Origin of the sequence: Gracilibacillus sp. HCP3S3_G5_2 (assembly GCF_052063305.1) — a bacterium.
In the GTDB taxonomy this organism is placed as follows: domain Bacteria; phylum Bacillota; class Bacilli; order Bacillales; family Amphibacillaceae; genus Gracilibacillus.
On sequence record NZ_JBQHXU010000002.1, the window covers coordinates 463,799 to 489,365 of the forward strand.

Genomic DNA, 25,567 nt, shown 5'->3' on the forward strand with positions numbered 1-25,567 from the left:
ATAAAACACAATAGGTGTAAAAAATTATCTTCTTCTTACCTGATTTTTACTCTAATAAATAAAGCAGCCGTAAACTTTCATACGGCTGCTCGCATCTTCCGTTATTGGGTTAGTGTTTCGATTGCTTTTTCAAGTTGTTTATCGTCTTCGTTGTTTCGAATTTTTTCAATAATGGTAGTTTGTAAAACCTCTGCTGTCTTTTCGTCCACTTCCCCAGTTACGTTGATTTCTTGATCACGTTGAAATGCTTCCACTGCTTCTTGAGTCGTTTCATTAAAATAACCATCTGTTCGTCCAGGATCATAACCCAGACCTTCTAGCATAATTTGAACATTTTCTATATTATTGTCACTTTGATTAAAGGCTAGAGGATCCTCAATTTGAATAGGATTGGTGTAATAATAATCTGGCATTCTCTGCTCAATTGTCGGCTCTACACCGACTTCATGAATCGAATTACCGTCAGGAGTTAACCACCTGAAACGAGTTATTTTAATGGTACTCCCATCACCAATTGGTACGGTTTGTTGTACAGTACCTTTCCCAAATGAAGTCTCTCCAACGATCTCATAGTCTAACGCTTCGTTTAAGGCAGCTGCCATAATTTCAGATGCTGATGCGCTCCCCTCATTGATTAATGTTACAATAGGGTACTCTTTGGCAGATTCAATGTTAGAAAAATACCTTGTTTTCTTTCCTGATGGGTCCTCAATTTGAATATATGGCGTATCCTTAGGAATGAAATTCTTTAAAATATCCTCTACAGCAGGAAGTAAACCACCTGGGTTTCCACGGACGTCAATTACTAAGCCATCAATCCCTTGTTCTTCTAGGTTTTCTAGTTCCCTTTCGAAATCACTTGCTGTATCCTCAGAGAAAGAAGTTAATTCCAAAATTCCAATTAACTTACCATCAACTTCTCGTGTATCTGCATAAACGGTTTCCAATGGTATAGAATCTCTTGTTATTTCCACTTCTAAAATATCCTCTACACCAGGTCTTCTGATTTCTAATGTAACTTGTGAACCTTTTTCACCACGTATTTTATTTACTGCTTCATAGAGATCCAATCCTTCTACACTTTCTCCATCAACTGAAAGCACCTGATCGTTTGGCCTTAAGCCTGCTTTCTCAGCAGGAGAATCCTTTATTGGAGCTATAATGGTCACATTACCCTCCATCATGGATACCTCAGCACCTATCCCTTCAAAGGAGGATTCAATCTGTTCATTGAATTGCTCCATTGTTTCCTGATCCATATAAACACTATAAGGATCTTCAAGAGATTGAAGCATGCCTTGAATGGCACCCTCTATTAATTGGGTATCTTCCACCTCTTCCAGATAGTTTTCCTGTATAATCGTAAAGGCATCTACAACTTTGGTCATTTTTCCCATATTTTCTTCTAATGTTTCTTGGTTGTCAGTCAGTTCTAGCAATAAATCCCGATCCGAACTAGTTAGACTGCCATTATTAGAGCTTGTTCCGTCTGACAAAAAAGATAAGCCTACATATGTACCAACTGCTCCCAATGCAAGCGCCACGAATAAATATAACACTAAATATTTTTTTCTAATATTCATTATTTCACCCCATAGCCTTAAATAAATAACTCTTTACTTACTATATTATGAAGGTTTAAAAAAGACATCACAACTATTTTGTGATGTCTTTTGTTTTTTACACTCAGTTATATATGAAATTATATGTATTGTAAAGAAAACATCTACGGATGTTAATTAATATAATTCATAGGGTCTGCTGGATTTTTATATCCACCAGGATGTATTTCGAAATGCAAATGTACTCCTGTTGAATCCCCTGTTGTTCCCATTACACCTATTTGTTGACCTTGACTTACTGATTGTCCTACCGAAACGCGAATACTAGCCAAGTGAGCGTAAAGTGTCGAATAGGTTTGTCCATCTATCGAATGTGTGATCATTACAGTATTTCCGTATCCACTCATCCACCCTGCATATGAAACAACACCACTTGCAGCAGCTTTAATGACAGAAGCGTCACTTGTATCATTACGGAAATCCGTTCCATTATGTGGCTTTACTACACCATGAATCGGGTGAACCCTATTAGGGTTAAACGGAGATGAAACAGAACCACTTGTAGGTCTAATAAATTTACCATTTCCACCACTATTAGAAGATGAGCTTGAATTACCAGATGAAGAAGAGTTAGATTCCTTCTCTTCCTTAGCTAATTGCTCTAATCGTTGCTTTTCCTTTTCAGCCTGTTCGATTGCTTTTTGAATACTTGCTGCCTGTGCATCAAGTAGTCTTTGCTCTTCTTCAGCAGAAAGTACAATTTCATTTAGCTCTTCTTCTTCTATCTCTAACTGCTCCATTATACTTTCTTTTTCATCCATTTGTTGATTTAACGTTGTTTGAATAGCATCTAATTCTTGTTTTTGAGATTGTAAAGAAGATTTTGTTTCTTCTAATTCTTTTTTATCTTCTTCTAAAGCAGCTTGCTTCTCTTCAACTTCTTTTTTATTTTCTTCCACTGCAATCTTGTTTTCTTCTAGTTTATCTTTATCATCCTGTTGTTCTTCCATGATCTTCTTGTCAGAATCCATGATTTTTGTGACAGCAGTTGCTCTGTTAATAAAGTCTCCAAAGTTTTGGGCGCCCAAAATTACTTCCAAATAACTGATATTGCCACCGTTTTGTTGAATGGAGCGCAATCTGTTTTTTAATAATTCTTCTCTTGCCTCAATTTTCTCTTCTAGCTCTTTAATTTCCTCTTCTAATTCCTTAATTTCTTCCTTTAATTCCTCTATTTCCTCTTCAGTCTTATTAATTTCATTCTCAGTTTCGGATATTTTCGTGTTAGTTGCTGCAATTTCGTCTTCTTTCGCTTGTAATTCAGCTTGGGTATTTTCTAAATCACTATTAATTTTATCAAGCTCACTTTTTGTCTCTTTTTGTTGCTCTTGATTTCCTGCGATTTTTTCTTCTGTCTCGTTTACTTCACTTTTTATACTGTCTGCTTCTTTATTAATTTGATTCTTTTCTTTTTCCAATTCACCTATTTTTTCGTCTAGGTTTTCCGCAAATACAGAAGTTGTAGTGAAAACGGTAGAGACTAGTAATATAATTAGCACTAGAAATAGTCGCTTCATATAATTTCCCCTCTCTGTAAAACTTTTCTCGTATTCTATTAAACTTTTAAGAACTTGCGAACACTCATAAGGCTTCCCCACACACCAATCGCAGCTCCTATTCCAATAATAATAAGTGAAATCTGGACCGCAAATGGATAAAAGTTCAAGATTTGTACGAATTCAAATTGCTGTAACATCGCTAAATTCTGTGTCAAGAAATAATAGCCAATTAATATAACTGCTATAGGAAGTAAGCTTCCCAACACTCCTAACAGCAGACCTTCAACGAAAAATGGCCAACGAATAAAGTTATTTGTTGCACCTACAAGCTTCATAATACCAATTTCTCTCTTACGAGCAAGAATCGTTATCTTAATTGTATTCGAAATTAGGAAGATGGCGGTAAATACTAGTGCAGCAATTAACACTAATCCTATATTTCTAGCATATTCATTGAACGTAAATAGAGTATCTACATACTCTTGTCCATAATTAACACGATAAATGAAGTCAAACTCTTCTATTTCTGCTGCTATTTTTTCTGTATCGAGCGGATCTGTCGCTTTTATGATAAACGCATCATTCAATGGGTTATCTTGTTCATATAACCCCCATGCTTGTCCTTGCTCTCCCATGCTCTCAATTAAACTCTGTAGCTCTTCTTCTTTTGTGACATAATCTATTGTTTCAATCCCACTTATTTCATTAATATTTTCTTCTAATTGTTGTACATCGCTCTCTTCAGCAGTTAACTCGACTAATGCTTTGATTTGTACATCATCTTCTAGTCCATTAGCAATATGATTCAAATTCAGCATTAATACAAGAAATACCCCAACCAGAATCAAGGTAGTGGTCACCGCCCCTATAGATGCGACGGTCATCCAGCCATTTCTCCACGTATTTCTAGCACCCTCTTTAAAATGGCGCTTTAATGTACTAAACTTCATATCCATACTCTCCTCGATGCTCGTCACGTACAATCATGCCATCTTCGATAGCTATGACACGTTTTTTTACTGTATTAACGATATCTTTACTGTGCGTTGCCATTAAAACTGTTGTACCACTTGCATTAATTGCTTCTAATATCCGCATAATTTCCCATGATGTATCTGGGTCTAAGTTACCAGTCGGTTCGTCTGCTATTAGTAAACCCGGGTGGTTTACTATCGCTCTGGCAATTGCAACACGTTGCTGTTCTCCACCAGACAACTCATCAGGAATAAAACGTGCTTTATTTTTCAATCCAACTTGATCTAAAACAGCCATTACTCGTTTACGAATGTTCTTTGGTGTTTCTTCAATCACTTCCAAAGCGAAAGCAATATTTTCGTATACAGTTAATTTCGGTAATAAACGGAAATCTTGATAGACAACCCCTATATTTCTACGGAAATAAGGTACTTCTTTCCACTTCAACGCTGATATGTCGGTATTATTAACAACAACGGAGCCGTTAGTTGGTACTTCCTCACGGAATAACATTTTAGTGAAGGTTGACTTACCGGCACCACTTGGTCCTACTATGTAGACAAATTCTCCTTGTTCAATTGTTACATTTACTCCATTCAGGGCAACAACCCCGTTAGGATAAGTCATATAAACATCTTGCATCTCTATCATAAAATTACTCACCTTTTTTATCGTATGATATATAAATTTCCCGATTAACGGAATCAAATTTCGACGATCTATTGCGTACAAATACATTATAACATCATTTTCGATAATTTTTATCCTATTTTTTATTACAATTTTATTTCAAAATGTTTAAAGCGTTCCCTCCATTACCTAGGTCCAGGATTTTATACCATTAAATGGTAATTATCGTTTAAATCCTTCCCCTAATACTTCTGTTGCGTTCATCACTATAACAAATGCATCAGGATCAATCGTTTTGATCGCTCTAGTGGTTTTACTAAATTCATTTTGCTGTACGACACACATTAACACTTTTCGATCTTCATCTGTATAACCACCTGATCCCTTAAAAATAGTAACACCTCGATCAATATCATTCAACAGAATTCGACGTATTTTCTCAGGTTGATTCGTTATGACCATCACGTTCTTTGAGGTATTTAGACCCACTTGGACAAAATCAATGGTTCGACTGGTAATAAATAATCCGATTAATGCATATAAGCCTTCTTCAATAGAAAAAACAAAGGAAGCTGTTAACACAATCAAACCATCCAATATCGCCACACATATACCAAGGGGTAAAGAGGTAAATCTATGTAATATTTGTGCTGCTAAATCCATACCTCCAGTTGATGCTTTACCACGAAAAACGATACCAATTCCTATCCCAACTATCATCCCTCCGAAAAGAGCTGCTAACAATGGGTCTGCTGTTGCTGGCTGTATATCTCTAGTTAGAAACACATAAAATGGTAAAACGATTGTACCAACCAGTGACTTTGCACCGAAATTTTTTCCTAAAATTACTATTCCAGCGATAAATAATGGGATATTCAGCCCCCATTGTACAATCGATGGTTCCCAATCAAAGACAGCTTTCGTTATCGTACTAACTCCTGCTACACCACCGGATGCGATGTTATTTGGTAATAAAAAAAGGTTAAATGCGATGGCAACAAAGAAGGCACCTACCAGAACAAAGATATAGTCTAATGTTTGACGTAGCCAATCAGGCATTTGCTTTCTTCGATATTTTGTTATCATGTTTAAATCACTCCTCCTGTTGTTAATGACACAGTAAAACGAGCAAAAGGAGATCCTTCCCCTTTTGCTCGTTAATCCATTACAGAACGTAAATAGGCATCAATAAAATTGTCTATCTCTCCATCCATTACTGCCTGGGTATTCCCTGTTTCGTAATCTGTTCGATGATCCTTCACCATCGAATATGGATGGAAGACATAAGAACGTATTTGACTTCCCCAACCTATTTCTTTTTGTTCTCCACGAATTTCAGCCATTTCTTGCTTCTGTCTTTCTATTTCTAATTGATATAATTTCGCTTTTAACATTTTCATCGCTTGTTCTCTGTTTTTGATTTGCGATCTTTCCGATTGACATGTTACTACCGTGTTTGTTGGTAAGTGCGTGATACGGACAGCTGAGTCAGTTGTGTTAACATGCTGACCACCAGCACCACTTGAACGGTACGTATCAATCTTCAAGTCTTCGCTATTAATTTCAATATCAATATCATCATCCAATTCAGGTGTTACATCGCAGGAAACAAACGAAGTATGACGACGTCCGGATGAGTCAAACGGCGAAATCCGCACAAGACGGTGAACACCTTTTTCAGCTTTCAAATAACCGTAGGCATTATGACCTTTGATCAACAATGTAACACTTTTGACTCCTGCTTCTTCACCAGGAAGATAGTCCAAGGTTTCTACTTTAAACCCCTTCGATTCTGCCCATCTTGTATACATACGTAAAAGCATGCTTGCCCAATCCTGTGATTCCGTTCCACCAGCACCTGGATGCAATTCCAAAATCGCATTGTTCTTGTCATAAGGCTCACTTAAAAGAATGAACAATTCAAATTGATTAAGTGCCTCGGTGAGAGACTTTACTTCATTTTCTAAATCTTCACGTAAGTCCTCATCATTTTCTTCTTTTACTAGCTCGTAAGAGACCTCTGCATTTTCCAATGTTTCTTCATTTCTATCAAATGCATGAACTAACTCTTTTAAACCATTTGCCTCGTTAATTACTTTCTGCGCTGCTTGCTGATTATCCCAAAAACTTGGGTCTGTCATAATTTCCTCTAATTCGGCAATACGGGCTCTCTTTGCATCTAAGTCAAAGAGACCCCCTAAAATCCGCTAATCGCTTAGCCATTTTGTCTAATTCTTGTTTTATTTCTACCAGTTCCATCATTCCACCTCATTTAACCTTAACGTCCATGACAATGTTTGTACTTCTTACCACTGCCACAAGGGCATGGTTCATTTCGTCCAACACTTTGTGCTTTAACGTATGGTTTTTTCACTTTTTTCTTTTGCTGATCTCCACCAGAAACCGCCTGTGTATCTTTGACAACTGCTTCTCTTTTTAAGTTTTCACGAATTTGAGCTTTCATTATATATTTAGCTACTTCTTCATTAATGACAGCAATCATCTGTTCAAACATGGCGAAGCCTTCCATCTGGTATTCACGCAATGGATCATTTTGTCCATATGCTCTCAGATGAATACCTTGGCGTAACTGATCCATCTGATCGATATGATCCATCCACTTCCGATCAACCGTACGAAGAAGGATAACTTTTTCAAACTCACGCATTCTTTCTGGGGTGAACTCTTCTTCTTTCTGGTCATATTTTTCTTTAATTTTTGTCATGATCTCTTTAATAACTTCCTCTTTTTCTTTTCCTTTGAGATCATCTTCTGTCATCCATTCAGGTTCTAGCAATGTTGCATGGAGATATTCCATTAATCCAGATATATTCCAATTTTCTGGAATATCATCCGTCATATACGTGTCAACAGCACCTTCTACTGTGGTCTCGATCATTTGTTCAATAATGTCTCGAAGGTTTTCAGAATCAATGACATCAAAACGTTGTTTGTAAATAATCTCACGTTGTTGACGTAACACATCGTCATAAGAAAGGATCGTTTTACGTGCATCAAAGTTATTACCCTCTACACGTTTTTGAGCAGATTCTACTGCACGTGAGACCATTTTACTTTCAATTGGCTGCGTATCATCCATGCCAAGTCTTTCCATCATATTTTTCATATTATCTGATCCAAAGCGTCGCATCAATTCATCTTCCATTGATAAATAGAATTGGGTTATACCTGGATCCCCTTGACGACCAGATCGACCACGTAACTGATTATCAATACGTCGTGATTCATGACGTTCTGTACCTATTACAGCAAGTCCACCTAACTCTTTCACACCATCACCTAATTTGATATCTGTACCACGACCAGCCATGTTAGTCGCAATGGTAACGGCATGCTTCTGACCAGCATTTTCGATAATTTCAGCCTCTCGATAATGGTTTTTAGCGTTTAATACATTATGTTTGACGCCTGCCTTCTTCAAAAGCTTCGAAATTAATTCAGAGGTTTCAACCGCCACCGTACCGACTAGTACTGGTTGCCCCTTCTCATATCTTTCTTTAATTTCTTCCACAACTGCTTTAAACTTCCCATCCATCGTCTTATAAATTAAATCTGCTTTATCTTCCCGGATAATCGGCTTATTTGTTGGAATCGCAATAACATCCATTGCATAAATATTACGAAATTCCTCTTCTTCCGTTTTGGCAGTACCAGTCATCCCTGCAAGCTTTTCATACATACGGAAGTAGTTCTGAAAGGTAATGGAAGCAAGTGTCATGCTTTCGTTTTGAATTTGTAAACCTTCTTTTGCTTCAATCGCCTGATGTAAGCCATCACTGTATCGGCGGCCCTTCATTAAACGACCAGTAAATTGATCGACAATGACCACTTGGTCTTCTTCCACTACATAATCGGTATCCCGGTGCATTGCGACATGGGCTTTTAATGCTTGATTAATATGGTGTGTTAACGTCACATTGTCAAGGTCAAACAGATTATCAATATTAAAGAATCGTTCAGCCTTATTCATTCCTTCTTCTGTTAACTGTACACCTTTTGTTTTTTCGTCATACGTATAATCTTCTTCGTTTTTCAATGTGCGAACAAAAGAATTCGCTTGCTGATAAAGGCTAGCTGATTTCTGGGCTGTACCGGAAATAATCAGCGGCGTACGTGCCTCATCGATTAAAATCGAATCCACCTCATCAATAATAGCAAAGTGTAATGGACGTTGAACCATTTGTTCCTTGTATAATACCATATTGTCTCGTAAATAATCGAAACCAAATTCATTATTGGTTCCATACGTAATATCTGCTAGGTATGCTTCTCTTTTTTCCTCTTTTGACATACTGTTCAGATTTAACCCAACTGTTAAACCTAAAAATTGAAATAATTCTCCCATTTCCCGAGCATCACGATCTGCTAAATAGTCGTTTACCGTGATAATGTGCACACCTTTTCCTGTCAATGCATTTAAATAGGCAGGCATGGTAGAAGCAAGGGTTTTTCCTTCACCAGTCTTCATCTCTGCGATATTCCCTTTGTGCATGGCAATTGCACCAAGTAATTGCACATAAAATGGTCGCATGTCTAACACACGATTCGCAGCTTCGCGCACTACGGCATATGCTTCGACTAGAAGATCATCTAGGGACTCACCATTTTGGTAACGTTCCTTCAATTCTTCTGTTTTATTTTTTAATTCATCATCTGATAATTGCTGTATTGATGGCTCTAACGCTTCTATTTCATCCGCAATTTTTTCAAGCGTTTTTAATTCACGTTGGTTGCCATCACCGAATACTTTTTTTAATAATCCACGCATTGCAGCCGCTCCTCTTTATCTTAAAATCAATACTTGTTTCCTATAATTATTCTCCACACCCTATAATAACACTTGCAGGATATAAATTACAACAATCCACAAAAAGAGAGGAGAAGCAGTTGATAGAGGGGTGAAGACTGCTTCTCCATGAAAGGAAGAGAGGGAGGCTAAATCCTCCCTAAAAAGGAGCTACTCTTTTTATATCACAATTTTATCGTCGAACAAAATTAGTGATTTGGAATTTTCATATTGTGAAGATAATATAAAAATAGCTTTCTCCATAGACTTTTTATTATCTTAATAAGTTTAGATCCTTAGAAAAAACAACTTTGTATTTTTCAATGAAAATAGCCGATAAAAACAAAATAGGCAAATAAAAGCAAATAGAGTCCTCCTCTATTTGCTTTTATTTTTATTATTCTACTGCTTTCGCTGTTGCTCTTCTACGAGCTAATACTGCTATTGCACTGATTATCAGTACGATAATACCCGCAATGCTTCCAGAAAATAATGGTTTATTTTCATAGAATTTTGTTAGTAAACTTTTGTCTGTTATGACGAATGGTAAGCTTTCCGTTACTTCATTACCAGCTTTATCGTATGCAGTAACTTCTACGGTATAATCATCAATTTCGGTAAAGCGGTATTGAATTACTTCAAATCCATCCTCTTCCGTCACTTCACCTTCATATGCCTCACCATTAACAGACACAGATTGGATTGTATCTTCTGGGTTGTCTAACTGAACAGACAAATTAACTGCTTCCACGTACTCACCATTCTCTTCAATACCATCAAAAATCACTACTGGCGGAGTTAAGTCGATAATAAATTCAACAGTAAGCTGTTTCACATTTCCTGCTTGGTCTACTACTTCAAAATAGAGTACATGCTTACCTTCCGTTTCGATTGGGTCACCTAATTCATATGGTTCCCCGTTCAGTGTTAAAGTAATGATATCATAGCCTGTCATTGCCTCAATAATAATCTCAGGAATAACCACTCCATTAAAGTATTGCCCTGACAATGGCTCTTTAAAAATAATTCTTGGACCAGTCTTATCGATCGTAAAGACAATTGTCTGTTCTGTGACATTGTCTGCTAAGTCTGTAATAACAGCCTCTAGAATATAATCTTGTTCATCTGTCAATTCCATCCCGTTACTAAAAGGTGCTCCATTTAACGTCACAGATGTCCGTTCTTCATCTAAGTTACGATCCGAATATTCTACATGTGGACGGACATTCTCATTAGTAAAATTGCCAAATATCCCGGTAATACTTAACTCTGGTCTAGTTGTATCTAATGTAAAGCTTGTCGTTAGCGTTGTTTCATTTCCTGCTTTATCCCGTGCCAATACTTCATAATTATATTTCATTTCTTTTGACGCTAACGGAATATTACCAGCGATATTGGAACCTCCATTTAATCTAACGGATACAATCGTGTCCTCCTCATTATCTAATAAGAACTGGGGCTGGAATACATGATTAATGTATGAGCCATCTACAAGCTCCTTACCTTCTCCTCCCATTACAGGAGTAATAACCGGTGGCGTTTTATCGATAGTAAAAGAGACAGATTGGGACTGCTGATTATTTGCTTTATCCACTGCTTCTACTACTATTTCATAATCGCCTTCTTGACTAAAGGTATGGCTTAATCTTGCAAAGGAGTTTTGATATTGATTATTCGTGATAGAGAAACCTCCAACAGGATAATTCTGTCCATTCCGTGTTACACGAATTCTATTCTGATCCAAGTTTACATCTGCAATTTGTATGGAAACCGGAAGATCATGATTATAATATTGTCCATCCTCGACGCCAGAAATATCTATTTCTGGTTTAACAGTATCAATTACAAAGCTTTTCTTAGCTGTCTTGCTTTTGTTTCCAGCTTTATCTGTTGCATTTAATACAATACTATAAGCCCCATCTTGATTGAAGTGGTAGCTTAATCTTGACAACGCACTAGCGGTTCTCCAAGATGGCCCTCTTGATCCTTCTACTGTGTTTGTTATATTTTGACCATTCCTTGTCACTTCAAACTGTACATTATTATGACGATAGTTTGTTTCTTGTACAGTCATCTCAGCAGTTCTGCCAGAAGCGTAATAGTTGCCATCAGTAATATTGTTGATCGCTAAAACAGGTGCGGTATTATCGATCGTAAAGTCAACTGATTGTTCTGTTCCTTTATTACCAGCCAAATCAGTAGCGTTTAATTGAACACGATAAGTACCTTCATTTGCCGTAGTAAAATTATAACGCCAATTCATCGAACGTCTTGTAAAAGTTGGCTGCTTTCTTGTGTTATAAGGTTCCATTTTGCCAGTTGAAGGGTTGAGTCGATATACAGCTAACACGGTATCCGCTTTACTTACGTTCTCATCCCTAACGGAAGCCCTCACTTCTTTATTTGTACGGTAATGGCTATCTTGCGTAACTCCAGAGATACTTAAGTCCGGATTAACCGTATCAATGGTAAATATGTTGGTTTGCGTTTTTGCTTTGTTACCTGCTGCATCTGTTGCACTTACTTCTATTTTGTATTTTCCATCCTTTGTAAAAGGAAAATCTAAGGATGTAACCTTTTGGTTGTTCTTCCAACTTGGAAAATGATCATTATACGGAACAAACTTACCTTGGGAGTTCTCCCGATAAATGGATACATTCACCTTATTCGTAGCGTGATTATGCTCTGTTACCGTAACCGTTTGTGTCTGAGCTGCATCATTAAATTCTTTCAAATTCGATAGCTTGATTACCGGAGCAATATTATCAACAGTAAATGACAGGCTTTTACGATCGGTTCGGCCTGCATAATCTTCAGCTGTCACCACAATTTCGTAATCACCATCTTTTGCAAAAAAACTATCCTTCAGATCATAGCGATAGTTAGAATCTGATAATTTAACCCATTTACCAGTTTCCGCTTCACCATGTGTACTCCTTTTACCGTTATTATCTACTCGAGAAATACGTACTTCTTTCGTTTTAAGATTCTTTTCTTTTAAATTAATCGGTATAAGGTTTGTCATTCCCTTGTCATTAATATAGTTACTCCTAACATATGGTGGAATGTCATCATCAATTGAAATGGCTGGATTTGTCTTATCAATGGTAAAGCTGACTTCTTCAGTCGAATGGTTACCAGCGCGGTCAACCGCAGAAAGATTAATTACATAGTCGCCTTCTTCCTTAAACGTATGTTCAAAAGTGACCAATGTACGTTTTTCATCCACATTTTCTATTGCATACTCTTTTTGATTTTTCCAAACCGTCATTTGATATTCATCAAGATTCTTATCTTTGATTGTTACAGCAACCTCTTTATTACCGTCATAATGTACACCATCTTTCACACCCTCTACTGTAATTGACGGTGATGCCGTATCAATTGTGAACGTTCTGGTGACATTCTTGGAAGTATTTCCTGCCTTATCTTCAGCATATAATCTTACTTCATAGTCTCCATCCTCCGTAAAGGTATATGTTAATTCAGATAGACTCGATGCATTTCTCCAGGCTTGTCCCGCATTTCCTTCAACTTGTTTTGTATAATCCTTACCATCTTTTGTTACTTCAAAAGTGACATCATTTTCACGATAATTTAATTCCTCTACTTTAAATGTAGCTGTTAATTCCTTATCATAATAGGTTTTATCCTTTATATTCACGATCGATACAACTGGATCTGTGTAATCAATGGTGAAAATAACATGTGCATCTTCTGCCTCTCTACCAGCTTTATCTTTCGCTCTAACGATCATTTCATAGGTGCCTTCTTCTTCAAAATCATGCTGCCATTCTGCATGTTTACGCTCAAACTGTAACGTGGTATCCATATCATATGGTTCAAATTGCTCGCTGTTGTGATTCCATTTATTAACCGTAAGATTTGTAGCTGATTCATCAATATTATGGTCTTTAATATCTACCTCTACTGATCTAGCACTTGTATAGTGTTCCTGGTGTTTGACTCCTGAAATCGTCGACACAGGATTCTCTGTATCAATCGTGAAGACTACACGTTCGCCTACTGCTTCATTACCAGCTAAATCTACAGCATTTACTGTAATACGGTAGGTGCCATCTTCATTGAATGGAAATGCTGCTTCTGATTGAAAACCGCTATTTTCCCAATCTTCAAAGCTATCAGATTCAAATGGTTCAAACGTTCCAGATTCATTTTGCTTCTCGATTGTTATGGTTACATTGTTCTCCTCATAATTATGTTCTTTTACGATTACGTTACTTACTACGTGTTTGTCGCTATATCTATCTACTTCCGAAATTTCGATAACTGGAGCTGTATCATCAATAGTAAAGCGAAGACGTTGTTCACCAGTTCGTCCTGCTTTATCTTCAGCTCGTAACGAAAGCGTATAATCTCCCTCATCACCGATCAGTTCTTCATTCAAATCAAAATGATAGGTACCTTCCTGATTTACCCAAGTACCTGCATCACTATCTACCCACATTTGTTTTCTACCGTTAGTGTCTGTATATTCCAATTGCGCTTGATATTGATCGAGGTAATGATCGAATACACTTAAGTTAAAGATGCTGCTTTCTTGTTCTTCAAGAAAAGCAGATGTAATATGTTGGTTGTCAACAATTGGTGAATCAATTGTTACTTCTGGGTCAGTTTTATCTACAATAAATTTACGTTTCTCTGTTTCTGTTTTTCCCGTAATTGTCTGGGTTTCTATCGATAAATAGTACTCCCCTTCATGGAAGAAATGGTCAATCCAGCTCAAGAATAAAATACTAGAAAGGTCAGAACTATCTAAATAAGGCTCATCCTCACCAGTAATTAAGTTACGCTTAGTAACGGAGAATGATTTATTAATTGGATTGAAGTCCCAATATCTAACATTAATTAACACGTTATCCTGGTAATATTCTTGCAGATTTCCATTATTCGTTTTATCTGTAATATTAATAAGATCACTATCTGTATACAAAGCAAAAGTAAGATCAATAATGCTCTCGTTTCCAGCATAATCTACAAGTTTACCGCTTACCTTATATTCGCCATCCTGATTAACAGCGAATTTTCCGATACCTACCCCATCACTGTAGGATAATGGGACTTCACTTTCGGTTACACTCTCAACATAGCTATGTGTTACGGTAATAGAGCTTTGATCCACATCGAGATTGGCATCCTCTACATGAAACAACAATTCAAATTCGCGTTCATACACTTGCTCGTCTGTTACTGGCTGATCATAACTATCTGTAATAGTAACTTTCGGATTTGATTGATCCACTGTAAGCATAAACGGTTCAAGCTCATGCTTTTTGCCGTTATGACTATCCTCCAACTCTGCTTTCATTTCATATGTTCCATCTTGTTCGAATTGATACTCCACACTCGCCTGATTACCACTTGTATTCATATCAAGCTCGACTATTTCTTCGTTTTCTTGGCTAATCATTATCTTTGCAGCTTCGATTGCTATACCATTCTCAATTGCAAAGTTGTAACTATCCTCTGCAAGCACTGCTCCATCTTCTACTGCATCGCCTGAGCTTGTAGTAACTTCCAAGATAGGTTTCTCGATGTTTAAGTAGAAGGTAAGTTCTTCCGTTGTCTCATTTCCTGCCTTGTCTACTGCTGTCGTCTTGACTTGATAATTACCACTCTCTGCAAAGCTAATTTTCGCCTTATTACCATTCCATTCAATATCCTGGTCCAATTCATTATTGTTATGCGTTATCATCACGCTCTTATTGTCAATATTCTCTTCCTCAATAGTAATTCGTAATTCCTGTTCATCATAATATACTTGTTGATCTTCCAAACCTGAATAACGAACACCAGGTGATGTCGTATCTTTTACAATGGTAAAAGATATCGGATTTTGTTCAGTAGGAATTCCCCAGTTGTTATCTTCCTCAATGTCTAATTCTATCTTCATTTGTCCTTCATGGTTGCGATTAGGTTCCACTGTTACCTCATAGATGCCCGTAAATTCCCCTTCAGCATTTGTTATCTCTTTAACATCAACAGTTGCTCGTGAAACATTCACCTCAAAGGGCTGGCTATATGAGATGGTGGAGCCATCTTCCTCTTCTTTCTCTAGGTCTTGGTAGTATTCACTCAGATCGACCTCAAAACTAATATCATCCTTATTGGTGTACCAGTCGGGATCATTTGTCGGCTCACTACTTAAATCCCATTCCTCTCCTTGATATTGAATTTTCATATGCAACTCATCAGAAGCAATTGCATGTGAGGTAAAAATAATAGCGGATAACATAACAATTGATATGATGGCATAAACTACATAGCTTTTACTTCTTTTCTTCTGATTATTACTCACTTTAATCCCTCCTTCTTGTTTAATGAATTGTGAGTTACGATAACTTCCTCTTCTACTAGAAATGATTGCTCCTCATCGCTGATTAACTCGGTTTCACTGCCCAGAAGACTTGTCTCTTCCAATAATTCCGTTTGGTTATCATCCTGTTCATGTAATAATTCTGTCTGGAAATGATCAGTAGCATCCTTTAACAACTCTGTTTCATCGAATGTCTCTTCTTGCGATAGTTCTGTTTGATCCACATTGTGCTTGTTAGTTGAAGTAGTATTGTTGACACTTTTTACGAAGCTTTCTTCCTTATTTCGCAATTTTTTATTAGTCGGTGAGAAGCTTGATGAAGTATGTGAATGCCGACTTTGACGCAATCTATCAGAAGTATATTCGATTTTTTTTAACTCAATCTTACTAGATGTGTGATCCCGTTCGTTCCACATTTCAAAGGAAGTATTACTCTGTTTTCTTTTGCTTTTACCTAATCTTATTCCTGTTAAGTCCTCTATTACATGGCGAATATCCAGTCTGAAAAACAACCAAATCGCAATCGAAAGGGTGATAAGTGCACCAGTAATACCTCCATATAGCATCAATCTATATAAATACGTTAATTCCATATCACCCCTCCTATATAACGGAATTATTCTGTAATCTACGTTCTAGTTTTTCTACTTCTGGGTTATCCTTTGCATGTTCGATTTCCAATAGTTCTTCATATAAATCCATTGTTTTCTTAAAGTTACGGTCAGAGACTTCTTTTTCCTGCTCGATATCAATGAGTAAATTAATCAGCTTTACATAAGCGTTGATAGATTGTGAATATTGATCAATTACCAACCGATACTGGTTAATAGCATCATCATATTCTCCCATTTCTTGATAGGCATTTCCTATCGCAATCATAATACTTTCCTGGTCGGAGACATCTTGACCAAGCAATTCGTTATAATGATCAATCGCTGCATAGAAATCATCTCTTGCATTTGCGTTATTATCTTCCAAAATCCCGCGACTGAAATATGCCTGTGCTAGTTTCCGTTGAAAGTTCTGTTCAAATTGCATCTGAACATTTTGATCATCAAGCAAAGCAAACATATCTTGTGCCTTTAGTAAAATACTGATCGCCTTTGAATTGGCATCTTCTATTTGACCCTTATAGGACAGATAAATGTTTGCCAATGCATTATAATTTTCTAACTTTCTACTATTATTGGCTAAACTATCGTTATATTGTTCAAAGCTATCAAGTTCTGCTACAAATTGATCATAATCAATATCTAACTGACTCATCTGCGTAGCGAGCGTTTTGTAATATCTAGCATCTGGTAACGCTTCTTCATCTATTTGCCGGAAATAGTGAAGGGCGGCATTATAATCTCTTGCCACATCAAAATAAGTCATCCCAACTTTAAATAACACTTCGTTGTTTTGATCCAATCTACCGTAGCCATCATCGATGTGCGTTTCTATAGTAGACAGACCTGTTTCTGTATCACCCCTGTTAATATATAGGTCAAGGAGACGGTTATATGCTTCAGCCCTTGAATTATCAACAGATATGGCATTTTCCAAAAGGGAAATAGCTTCTGTTTCCCGCCCGTCAATTAATGCGATATTGGCGTCATTTAATAAACGGACATAATCCTGAAACTGTTCTTTTTGCATGCCTGTATAGCCAAAAGCCGCGGTTGTAGTAAAGGTAAGAAAAAGTATCGCTGGGATGAGAAAGTATGATAGCTTTTTAATTAGCTGCTTCTTATAGCCTTTTGTTAATTTATCAATTTGAAAAAGATCTGCATATAGCTCTTCTGTCTCTTGGTAGCGATCTTCTGGCTCTACCTGAGTACAACGCTGAATAATATATTCTAGCCCTTCAGGGAGTGAAGGATCCCATGTACGAATGGGTCTAATTTCAAAAGGTGGTTCATTCAATGTTTTGCCAGTGACAAGATGATATAGCGTAACACCTAAACTATAAATATCCGTTCGTTTATCTGTTTGTTTACCGGCAATCTGTTCCGGAGCTGCGTAGGTTTTCGTTCCTAGATTAGTAGTATCCGTTGAATTTTCTGTTTTATATTCTCTAGCAATCCCAAAGTCAATTAGCTTGATTTTGTCATCTGGCGTCAGCATAAGATTGTCTGGTTTCATATCTCGGTAGATGATCGGGTGCGGCTCCCTGCTATGAAGATAACCAAGTACATTGGTGATCTGTTTCGCCCATTCAATTACTTCATCTGGCCCAACACGATGCTCACGTTCTAGTTTTTCTTTAAGTGATTCGCCTTCAATGTAGTCCATCACCACATAAATACCATTTTTCGATTCAATAATGTCATAGATTCGCGGCAAAGCAGGGTGTTCTAATTTTTTGAGCATATTCGCTTCAACAACAAGACTATTTAGTAAAATTTCATGGTTATTACTCTTGCGCTTGCGAATATCTTTCACGACTAATGATTTTTTCAATCGATTGTCCATCGCGAGATAAACAATACTCATCCCGCCTCGGCCAATTTCCTTCAATATCTCATATCTGCCATCAATGACGACACCACTCTCCAGCATCTTCTTCCTCCTTTCATAAAGGTTGTACTAACAATGCGGTAATATCATCTGTCTCCTCTCGACTTTTAGCAGTCTGACTTAACAACTTCAAATTTTCCTCCATTTCAGTCTTGTCTAGCGAGGTATCGGGACTCATCACTTGAAATATTTCTTCTGGGGCTAAAGTTTTGTAAAAGCCATCTGTACAAAGTAAAAGCTGCTCACCATCTGCTAACATCCCACTGGTGGTTGCTACTTCTATATCAGATTGGACACCAATACATTGCAACAGAACGTGACGTTGGGGATGTGTTAGTGCATCCTGCTCTGTTATCATGCCTCTTTCTATTTCTCTGGCTACCAATGACTGATCCTTGGTTAACTGGGTAATCTGTTGCCCTACAGCATATGCTCTACTGTCACCTACCTGGAAAGTGAAGTATTGCTGGTCTAATACCAAAATGGCCGTAAGTGTTGAACCCATCTGTATTTTCTGCAGTTGACTTTTTTCTATGAGATCTTGATTAATAGCTTCTATTTTTTCTACAAAATATAATGGTAGATCCTCTAACTCGGCTGAATCTAGAAGGATTGGCAATGTGTGCTTGAACCATTCTGACAATTGTTCGATAATGGTAGAACTTGCAACCTCCCCTTGGTTCAGCCCGCCCATTCCGTCACAAACAACAAACAAGCCGATTGACCCTTGCTTACTTCTTGCAGCTTGGATCATTAATGCATCTTGGTTTATTGGTTTCGTATTTCCTTTTTCGGTATGGTAAGCAGTAATAAAAGGCACTGGGATTAGCCACCCTCTCTTCTTTAATCATTTTGGTGCAACAAGAGATGCAGTAATATTATCTGTTGCTCCTTTATTATCAGCATCCTCTACCAGGTAGTCGGTAATAGATTGGAATGGAAGCTTGTCTGATTCACAATCTTGCAAATTATCTAATAGTTCTTCACTTGGATAAATATTGTAAAAACCATCACTACAAAGGAAAAAAAGGTCATTTTGAGTATATTTACCTACCTTTACAAAAGGGGAAAAATGTTCATTTACACCAAGGCATTGCATCAGTATATTTTTCTGTGGATGAAGTTCTGCTTCTTCTATGGTCAGCAGATTTTTCCTTACTTGATCCATCACCCAGGAATGATCTTCTGTCAACTGATTGATACTATATTTCATTTCTTCCAATTTAGTAATCTTGTATATGCGACTGTCACCTACATGGACAATTAGATAGCTATCATTATAAAGAAAGAGAATCGAAGCTGTAGAACCCATTCGCTTCCCTTGTTTTTTTCCTTGCTCAAGCAAGGTTTGATTCACTTCTTGTAACACTTGCTCCATCTCTAGCTCGATTTTTGCCAATGGATATGGTAATGGTAAACAAATGGAGGCTTTCCTTCGATACCATTCATCAATTTTTGCAATCACGATACTACTAGCAACATCACCAGCATAATACCCACCCATGCCGTCTGCTACGACAGCTACTAGTAAATGATTGCCTTTTCGATCCTTCATTGTATTGAGATATGCATTATCCTCGTTGTGTTCTCTCACAGACCCTTTATGGGTAGACACTCCAAAACGCCATTTTTCTTTTTTTCGTAACATGTGATTAAATCCTTTTTTAAAAGTTTCGATAATGTATAGCAATCAGATTTATGTATAGGTATGTAAGGTTATTATTCGTTACTTGCTTCGTCAGCATCGAAACGCCAAGTTAAAATGGTTGCATTGGATTCTAGTGCTCCAAAATTGAAAACTAACTCATAATAATCCGAATTGTTTTGATCAAAAAGCATTTGCGCTTCTACGGTTTCGCCAGGCTGGATCTCTTCTTCTGTCAACATTTTTATTGATTCAAAATCATAAAGGTTTTCTTGGCTTGTATCATCATCATCAAACAACATTCCATTATATATATCCTTACCCACGATTGGTACATCATCGATATTGGTTACTTCAAAATTAACTAAGACAAGTACTTCCATCAGTGATGGTTCGCCTTCGATTTCATCAAGAATCTCAAAAGAATTTACCGTTATTTCATAGTTTCCTAGAATGCCTGTTACTTCACCAGTTTCTCCTAAGCTTAGGACTTCCTTATCCTCCGCTTCAACTGTTTCTTCATCATTCTCTTGACTCACTTCACTGTTTTCATCAATAGCTTGATTGCTTTCTTCTTCCGAGCTACATGCTATTAATGCAAGTGATACTAACAAACCAATAAAGGTTAATCGAAATCGTTTCATCTAATCCCTCATTTTTTTATTTATTATGAAAAGTATAGGTAACTTTAGCCATTTTGAGCTGATCGCCATCCTTCAATGGATAGCTTTTATAAGCTACCATTCGCTCTTCATTCAGTTTACTGCCGTTTTTAGATCCTAAATCTTTGACAGTAAAGGATGTACCATTATTGATTATTTCTAAGTGTGCCCTAGAAATCCCAATAGAATCCTCTACATAGTTAACACCTTCATTTTGTCTGCCTATAATAAAGGATTCGCTGTTAAGCGGAATCGTTTCAATTTCTCCATTTCGATCAACATCCAGATAGGCTATTGTATCCACTGCTTGTATGCTATTATCCAGAGCTACGGTGGAATCTGGTTGCGATAAGAGCGTTGTTTCCATATTCAGATTTTGAAAATAGTTAGCACTATTTACTTCAGGTTTTTCTTGTTTTCTCAGTGAACTGTTTTCAAGACTATCAACTTGTCTTGGACTAATACCTTGGCTAGCCGTAACTTTTTTCTCTTTTTTAAGATTTGAATGCACCTTATTTTTATTCGATTTTTCTGTTGGTTTTACCTTTTTCGTTGCCTTCGGATAGACCATCAAGAAATAATAACATGCAGCTAAAACAGCTAATGATAATCCAATGGAAATATAGAAAACACCTTCATTCGGAAAAGACATATACATTCTCCAGATAATTGCTATTCCAAGTAAAGCTAAACAACCAACAATTATTGGACTAGGAGCTTTTCTTTCCGTTGTCTCTTCCATTATTTCTTCTTCAACCTGAATAACTGGTTCTTTTTTCTTCACTTTCCTTTCTGTTTTTACAGGTGTATTTTTTGGTGCTGACTTACTTTGACTGTTTTTATTCTGTTTATTGCTACTTGCCACCGTTGGTTTTGCATAATCAATTCGTTTTTTCTCAATTTTTGCTGGCATATCAACCGGCTTTGGTGGAGGAGCAGGCTGTCGAGATACATTGTTTTTACGTAAGGAATCCAGCCTTTTTAATAGGTCATCTAATTGAAAATTAGAGCCATTTAAATAACTTGTTAATTTCTGTACTCCATCACCAGATAATTCTGTTACAGAGCCAACCAGTCGGAAAAACAACTCTCTAAATTCTTGATGAAGATCTGGTTTTTGCTTGATTTCTTTTAAAGGTATGTAAGTTAAATAAAGTTCTTTGATACTTTCTCCTACAAAAATAAACTCTTCATGCAAGACATATTGTTGTTCATCTAACATAAATTCCTTGCTCGATTTAATGACAGAACCAATTTCATATAACAACTCATACAATTCATGCATCGTGATTGCATTTTCCCTCACATAATGAGAAAGCATCTTTTTTGAAGAAATGTCATAATAAAACTTGACATAAAAATCGATTTCCTGAACTTCTAGTGGTAAAACATGATCAATACTGTTTGCCTTTATCATGTTTACCTGAATTTTTGCTAACTCATCACTATGTATAGGAGTAGGTTCCTCACGAAATAATGTCATAAAGTGTCCTTGTTGCTGTTCAAAATCACATGTTAATCCATATATTTTTTCACTCATATTATTCACCCCACTTAAAATTCAGATCCATTATTTGTTCTGGCTTTCATTCATCTCGTATACATTCTTCTGTTTCCTCTCTCACCTCATGAATCTTCTCTACCGTTTGCTTCATACGTTACTTCTCCTTCATTTCTTCACATCCTATTATTACCTTCCCATACATGCCTGCATATATAGAAAAGTAATAATAAAATGTTATTACAAATACCTACTTGTGAAGAGGGTTGTCCTCTTCACCTTTCACTTATCGATTACTTTGTAATTAAAAATAGGACAGTGTAATAAGAACTCCCGGAATAACTGCATACATGAAAGGAAATTGCTTAATTTTTAATTCCATAAAACTTTCACGATCATGCTTCGGTTCCTTTTTAAATAACGTTAAAATTCGGTAATAAAGATGATAGACAAGTATCTTTAATGGTGGTAGTTTAAAGATTATTAAAATAATCAAACTAATTAGTCCTGCCATAATTACTGAATAAAGGATACTGTATAGTGAGAATTCCATTCCTGTGATTGCACCGATACCAGCGAATAGTTTCACATCTCCAGCACTTAATGCTTTGAAAAGATATAATAAGATAAGGACAAATGTACTTACAACAAGCCCCAATAAGGTAAAAATAAGACCGCCAACCAGCCCTGTAGCGACATGATATAACACTCCAACTAAAACACCACTGATGGTTAGCCAATTTGGTATTTTGCTATAACGTACATCTGTGTAGAATGCAATTAAAAGATAGATAAATAAAATGTAAAAATTCAGATACATATTAAACAATTTCCTTTCCTATGAGCCAACCCATGCTCTTTCCTTGGAATGTTTCTCAATAATAAAAGGTTCATCTATAAATGGTATTGGTAAATCTAATTCATATTGAGTGGTGATTTCTACATACTTATTACCACTACTACTAAAAATATTAGGAAGAACTGCTGAGGTAACCTTGACATTATCTCTATCCACAATATTCATCTCTTCTTCCTTTTCTAAATACATATTTACAACAGAGGTGAAGACAGCGGCACTAGCTTCATCAAGGACAGCACCGGCCCTGCCTTTAATCGTATTGTAATTTTCTTCACCAAGCGTCTCTTTTACTGATTCTTCAATAAGTTCAATATTTTCCTGTATACCTGGGACTAAGTCTTGGTAAATGTCTGTTCCTGATGCAGCTGTATGCACCTCATCGACGACAACCTCTGCTGGATATAACTGCGTTGCCACCTGCTTAGTAGCCTCAGAGGTTGCTCGGTTTATTGCAATTTCTACCAGTGCGAACTTGATCATATACATTAGAAAAACTAAAAATAGAATAAAGAATGGCATTACAAGTGCTGCTTCCAACGTAATGCTTCCATCTTCTTTCCTGACAAACCGCTTCATTGCTTCACCTCCTAAGTAGTCAGTCTTTTTCAGTAAGTGTGATGAAAATATCTCACCATATTTTCAATAAATTCAGATACTTTTTATAATTCTAATTCATCGGCATTTTCTGCTTCGTCAGGGAACAGCATAAATTCATAGTCACCTGGCAACGAAATGCGATAGAAATCTGAATCTTCCACATCATAAATGACATTCCCTGTACTTACTCCATTACCTTCATCTACTAACTCTTGCTCGAGCTCACCATTTTCTTTACCGAACGTTTGGTAGTTCTCATTCCTAGCGGAAGACTTTACAAAATCAATTACATAGGCATAATCTTATATGAAGTATTCAATGGTTAGATTAACTATCCTCTGTTTACCTATTCGCTTTTTCACATTAGAAAGTAAACATAATTCTTAAACTTCTTTGTCCAGAATATACATTCATTTATTTGCGGGTTTGACCGTAGATATCCTCTATCTGAAGTCACTCGATCTATGTATTCTATTTACTCTTCAGTCGCTTCATCACGGAATAGTATAAATTCTCCGCCATCTACAAGAATACGATAATAATCGGAATCATCAACATCCACAATTATATTACCTGTTGATATACCATCACCTTCGTCAACAAATTCTTCCTCCAATTCACCGGATTCTATCCGAAAAGTAGTTGAACTATCATCGTATACAATTGGCATTAGAAAATCTAACCCATATGCAAAATCATCAATTAAGTTTTCAATTGTGATATTGGCTATCAAGAAATAATCATTTTCTGGTTTTATTCCATCAATTTCCTCAACTAGTTTAAATGAATTGACGATTTGATTAACATGATCATGTCCAAGATCATTTCTTTCAAATTCTAGCTTTTCTCCGATTCTTACGTTGTCAGGAAAGCGTTCAAGCGCTACTTCTTTAACCTCTTCCATATCACTTCCTGTCGATACCGAATCATCTGTCTCAGAACTTTCTGTTATGTCTTCTGACTCTTCATCTTCAGCTTCAATCTCCTCTGTTGCTGTCGCTTCTTCTGCAGGTGGTTCCTCATTTTCTTCGCCATTATCTGTGTCTTCAGAATTACATGCTGCTAAAAATAATACTGCTAAAAGACATGCAAATACGTATAAATACTTTTTCATGTTAAACTCTCCTTTTGTATTAAAGAACTAATAGCATATTGATCCATCATAAATTAGTTAGGTTCATAAACTTGGAGATACATGTATCTCCTAACAGCTACTGATAAGATCTCTTTTAGGGAGAGATTACTCTCCCTACTCATTCTTTAATTATTACTTGCTTCCTCAGCATCGAAACGCCAAGTTAAAATCGTTGCATTTGATTCTAGTGCTCCAAAATTGAAAACTAACTCATAATAATCCGAATTGTTTTGATCAAAAAGCATTTGTGCTTCCACGGTTTCGCCAGGCTGGATCTCTTCTTCTGTCAACATTTTTATTGATTCAAAATCATAAAGGTTTTCTTGGCTTGTATCATCATCATCAAACAACATTCCATTATATATATCCTTACCCACGATTGGTTCATCATCGATATTGGTTACTTCAAAATTAACTAAGACAAGTACTTCCATCAGTGATGGTTCGCCTTCGATTTCATCAAGAATCTCAAAAGAATTTACCGTTATTTCATAGTTTCCTAAAATACCAGTAACTTCACCAGTTTCTCCTAAACTTAAATATTCATTATTACTAGGATCTTCCACATTACCTTCATTTTCATCTTCAGGTTCATTCGATTCCTCTTCTGTATCTGTTGGGTTTGTTTCTGTATCTTCTTGAACTGGTTCATTGTCATTAGCATTATCATTTTGCTCTTGGTTACTTTCATCATTGGAACTACAAGCAACCATTACAATCAATAATAGAAATCCTATCAAACTTACGTGAAACTTCTTCATGGTTCATTCTCCTTTGTGTAAAATTATTCATAAAT

18 protein-coding genes are annotated in these 25,567 nt (G+C 36.6%); all 18 read right to left on the bottom strand.

Annotated elements, in window-relative coordinates:
- Nucleotides 1-101 precede the first annotated feature (101 nt).
- The 18 genes from ACTNEP_RS04775 to ACTNEP_RS04860 all read right to left on the bottom strand — a co-directional run bounded on the left by ACTNEP_RS04775 (nucleotide 102) and on the right by ACTNEP_RS04860 (nucleotide 25,532).
- Nucleotides 102-1,583 carry a S41 family peptidase gene (locus ACTNEP_RS04775; protein ID WP_441160554.1) on the bottom strand — a complete coding sequence of 494 codons (1,482 nt, stop codon included), beginning with the start codon at nucleotides 1,581-1,583 and terminating at the stop codon, nucleotides 102-104.
- A gap of 152 nt (nucleotides 1,584-1,735) precedes the next feature.
- Complete coding sequence (locus ACTNEP_RS04780) at nucleotides 1,736-3,139, bottom strand: murein hydrolase activator EnvC family protein (RefSeq protein WP_441160555.1); 1,404 nt, start codon at nucleotides 3,137-3,139, stop codon at nucleotides 1,736-1,738.
- A gap of 38 nt (nucleotides 3,140-3,177) precedes the next feature.
- The gene (gene ftsX / locus ACTNEP_RS04785; protein WP_441160556.1) at nucleotides 3,178-4,071 is read right to left on the bottom strand and encodes a permease-like cell division protein FtsX; all 894 of its coding nucleotides are present in this window, start codon (nucleotides 4,069-4,071) and stop codon (nucleotides 3,178-3,180) included.
- On the bottom strand, nucleotides 4,061-4,747 hold the full coding sequence (gene ftsE / locus ACTNEP_RS04790) for a cell division ATP-binding protein FtsE (protein WP_441160557.1): 687 nt from the start codon (nucleotides 4,745-4,747) through the stop codon (nucleotides 4,061-4,063). The genes ftsX and ftsE overlap by 11 nt, the downstream gene beginning before the upstream one ends.
- Nucleotides 4,748-4,948: 201 nt before the next feature.
- Nucleotides 4,949-5,812: a YitT family protein gene (locus tag ACTNEP_RS04795; protein WP_441160558.1), complete on the bottom strand. Its 864-nt coding sequence runs from the start codon at nucleotides 5,810-5,812 to the stop codon at nucleotides 4,949-4,951.
- Between the two features lie 71 nt (nucleotides 5,813-5,883).
- A protein-coding gene (gene prfB, locus ACTNEP_RS04800) for a peptide chain release factor 2 (RefSeq protein WP_441160559.1) occupies nucleotides 5,884-6,985 on the bottom strand; the annotation gives its coding sequence in 2 pieces (ribosomal slippage) (nucleotides 5,884-6,912 and nucleotides 6,914-6,985; 1,101 coding nt in all).
- 19 nt (nucleotides 6,986-7,004) lie between these two features.
- Complete coding sequence (secA, locus tag ACTNEP_RS04805; RefSeq protein WP_441160560.1) at nucleotides 7,005-9,515, bottom strand: preprotein translocase subunit SecA; 2,511 nt, start codon at nucleotides 9,513-9,515, stop codon at nucleotides 7,005-7,007.
- A 415-nt stretch (nucleotides 9,516-9,930) separates the two neighbouring features.
- Nucleotides 9,931-15,852, bottom strand: a complete 5,922-nt coding sequence (locus ACTNEP_RS04810) for an Ig-like domain-containing protein (protein WP_441160561.1) — start codon at nucleotides 15,850-15,852, stop codon at nucleotides 9,931-9,933.
- Nucleotides 15,849-16,463, bottom strand: a complete 615-nt coding sequence (locus tag ACTNEP_RS04815) for a hypothetical protein (protein WP_441160562.1) — start codon at nucleotides 16,461-16,463, stop codon at nucleotides 15,849-15,851. The genes ACTNEP_RS04810 and ACTNEP_RS04815 overlap by 4 nt, the downstream gene beginning before the upstream one ends.
- A gap of 10 nt (nucleotides 16,464-16,473) precedes the next feature.
- The gene (locus ACTNEP_RS04820) at nucleotides 16,474-18,414 is read right to left on the bottom strand and encodes a protein kinase domain-containing protein (protein ID WP_441160563.1); all 1,941 of its coding nucleotides are present in this window, start codon (nucleotides 18,412-18,414) and stop codon (nucleotides 16,474-16,476) included.
- A 13-nt stretch (nucleotides 18,415-18,427) separates the two neighbouring features.
- The gene (locus ACTNEP_RS04825; protein ID WP_441160564.1) at nucleotides 18,428-19,192 is read right to left on the bottom strand and encodes a PP2C family protein-serine/threonine phosphatase; all 765 of its coding nucleotides are present in this window, start codon (nucleotides 19,190-19,192) and stop codon (nucleotides 18,428-18,430) included.
- A gap of 27 nt (nucleotides 19,193-19,219) precedes the next feature.
- Nucleotides 19,220-20,020 carry a PP2C family protein-serine/threonine phosphatase gene (locus ACTNEP_RS04830; protein ID WP_441160565.1) on the bottom strand — a complete coding sequence of 267 codons (801 nt, stop codon included), beginning with the start codon at nucleotides 20,018-20,020 and terminating at the stop codon, nucleotides 19,220-19,222.
- A 71-nt stretch (nucleotides 20,021-20,091) separates the two neighbouring features.
- Nucleotides 20,092-20,661: a hypothetical protein gene (locus ACTNEP_RS04835; RefSeq protein WP_441160566.1), complete on the bottom strand. Its 570-nt coding sequence runs from the start codon at nucleotides 20,659-20,661 to the stop codon at nucleotides 20,092-20,094.
- A gap of 16 nt (nucleotides 20,662-20,677) precedes the next feature.
- Nucleotides 20,678-22,219 carry a DUF6382 domain-containing protein gene (locus tag ACTNEP_RS04840; RefSeq protein WP_441160567.1) on the bottom strand — a complete coding sequence of 514 codons (1,542 nt, stop codon included), beginning with the start codon at nucleotides 22,217-22,219 and terminating at the stop codon, nucleotides 20,678-20,680.
- Between the two features lie 265 nt (nucleotides 22,220-22,484).
- Nucleotides 22,485-23,000 carry an A24 family peptidase gene (locus tag ACTNEP_RS04845; RefSeq protein ID WP_441160568.1) on the bottom strand — a complete coding sequence of 172 codons (516 nt, stop codon included), beginning with the start codon at nucleotides 22,998-23,000 and terminating at the stop codon, nucleotides 22,485-22,487.
- Between the two features lie 18 nt (nucleotides 23,001-23,018).
- On the bottom strand, nucleotides 23,019-23,615 hold the full coding sequence (locus tag ACTNEP_RS04850) for a TadE/TadG family type IV pilus assembly protein (protein ID WP_441160569.1): 597 nt from the start codon (nucleotides 23,613-23,615) through the stop codon (nucleotides 23,019-23,021).
- A gap of 496 nt (nucleotides 23,616-24,111) precedes the next feature.
- Nucleotides 24,112-24,750 (bottom strand): hypothetical protein, encoded by a 639-nt coding sequence (locus tag ACTNEP_RS04855; RefSeq protein WP_441160570.1) that lies wholly within the window; start codon nucleotides 24,748-24,750, stop codon nucleotides 24,112-24,114.
- Between the two features lie 146 nt (nucleotides 24,751-24,896).
- Nucleotides 24,897-25,532 (bottom strand): DUF4352 domain-containing protein, encoded by a 636-nt coding sequence (locus ACTNEP_RS04860; RefSeq protein ID WP_441160571.1) that lies wholly within the window; start codon nucleotides 25,530-25,532, stop codon nucleotides 24,897-24,899.
- Nucleotides 25,533-25,567: the final 35 nt, after the last annotated feature.

Bases quoted from the DNA above. Each gene is read 5' to 3' on its own strand.
- ACTNEP_RS04850 (WP_441160569.1), bottom strand. From the start codon at position 23,615: ATGAAGCGGTTTGTCAGGAAAGAAGATGGAAGCATTACGTTGGAAGCA.
- ACTNEP_RS04820 (WP_441160563.1), bottom strand. From the start codon at position 18,414: ATGCTGGAGAGTGGTGTCGTCATTGATGGCAGATATGAGATATTGAAG.
- ACTNEP_RS04830 (WP_441160565.1), bottom strand. From the start codon at position 20,020: ATGTTACGAAAAAAAGAAAAATGGCGTTTTGGAGTGTCTACCCATAAA.
- ACTNEP_RS04840 (WP_441160567.1), bottom strand. From the start codon at position 22,219: ATGAGTGAAAAAATATATGGATTAACATGTGATTTTGAACAGCAACAA.
- ACTNEP_RS04835 (WP_441160566.1), bottom strand. From the start codon at position 20,661: ATGAAACGATTTCGATTAACCTTTATTGGTTTGTTAGTATCACTTGCA.
- ACTNEP_RS04860 (WP_441160571.1), bottom strand. From the start codon at position 25,532: ATGAAGAAGTTTCACGTAAGTTTGATAGGATTTCTATTATTGATTGTA.
- ftsE (WP_441160557.1), bottom strand. From the start codon at position 4,747: ATGATAGAGATGCAAGATGTTTATATGACTTATCCTAACGGGGTTGTT.
- ftsX (WP_441160556.1), bottom strand. From the start codon at position 4,071: ATGAAGTTTAGTACATTAAAGCGCCATTTTAAAGAGGGTGCTAGAAAT.
- ACTNEP_RS04815 (WP_441160562.1), bottom strand. From the start codon at position 16,463: ATGGAATTAACGTATTTATATAGATTGATGCTATATGGAGGTATTACT.
- ACTNEP_RS04855 (WP_441160570.1), bottom strand. From the start codon at position 24,750: ATGAAAAAGTATTTATACGTATTTGCATGTCTTTTAGCAGTATTATTT.
- secA (WP_441160560.1), bottom strand. From the start codon at position 9,515: ATGCGTGGATTATTAAAAAAAGTATTCGGTGATGGCAACCAACGTGAA.
- ACTNEP_RS04775 (WP_441160554.1), bottom strand. From the start codon at position 1,583: ATGAATATTAGAAAAAAATATTTAGTGTTATATTTATTCGTGGCGCTT.
- ACTNEP_RS04845 (WP_441160568.1), bottom strand. From the start codon at position 23,000: ATGTATCTGAATTTTTACATTTTATTTATCTATCTTTTAATTGCATTC.
- ACTNEP_RS04780 (WP_441160555.1), bottom strand. From the start codon at position 3,139: ATGAAGCGACTATTTCTAGTGCTAATTATATTACTAGTCTCTACCGTT.
- ACTNEP_RS04795 (WP_441160558.1), bottom strand. From the start codon at position 5,812: ATGATAACAAAATATCGAAGAAAGCAAATGCCTGATTGGCTACGTCAA.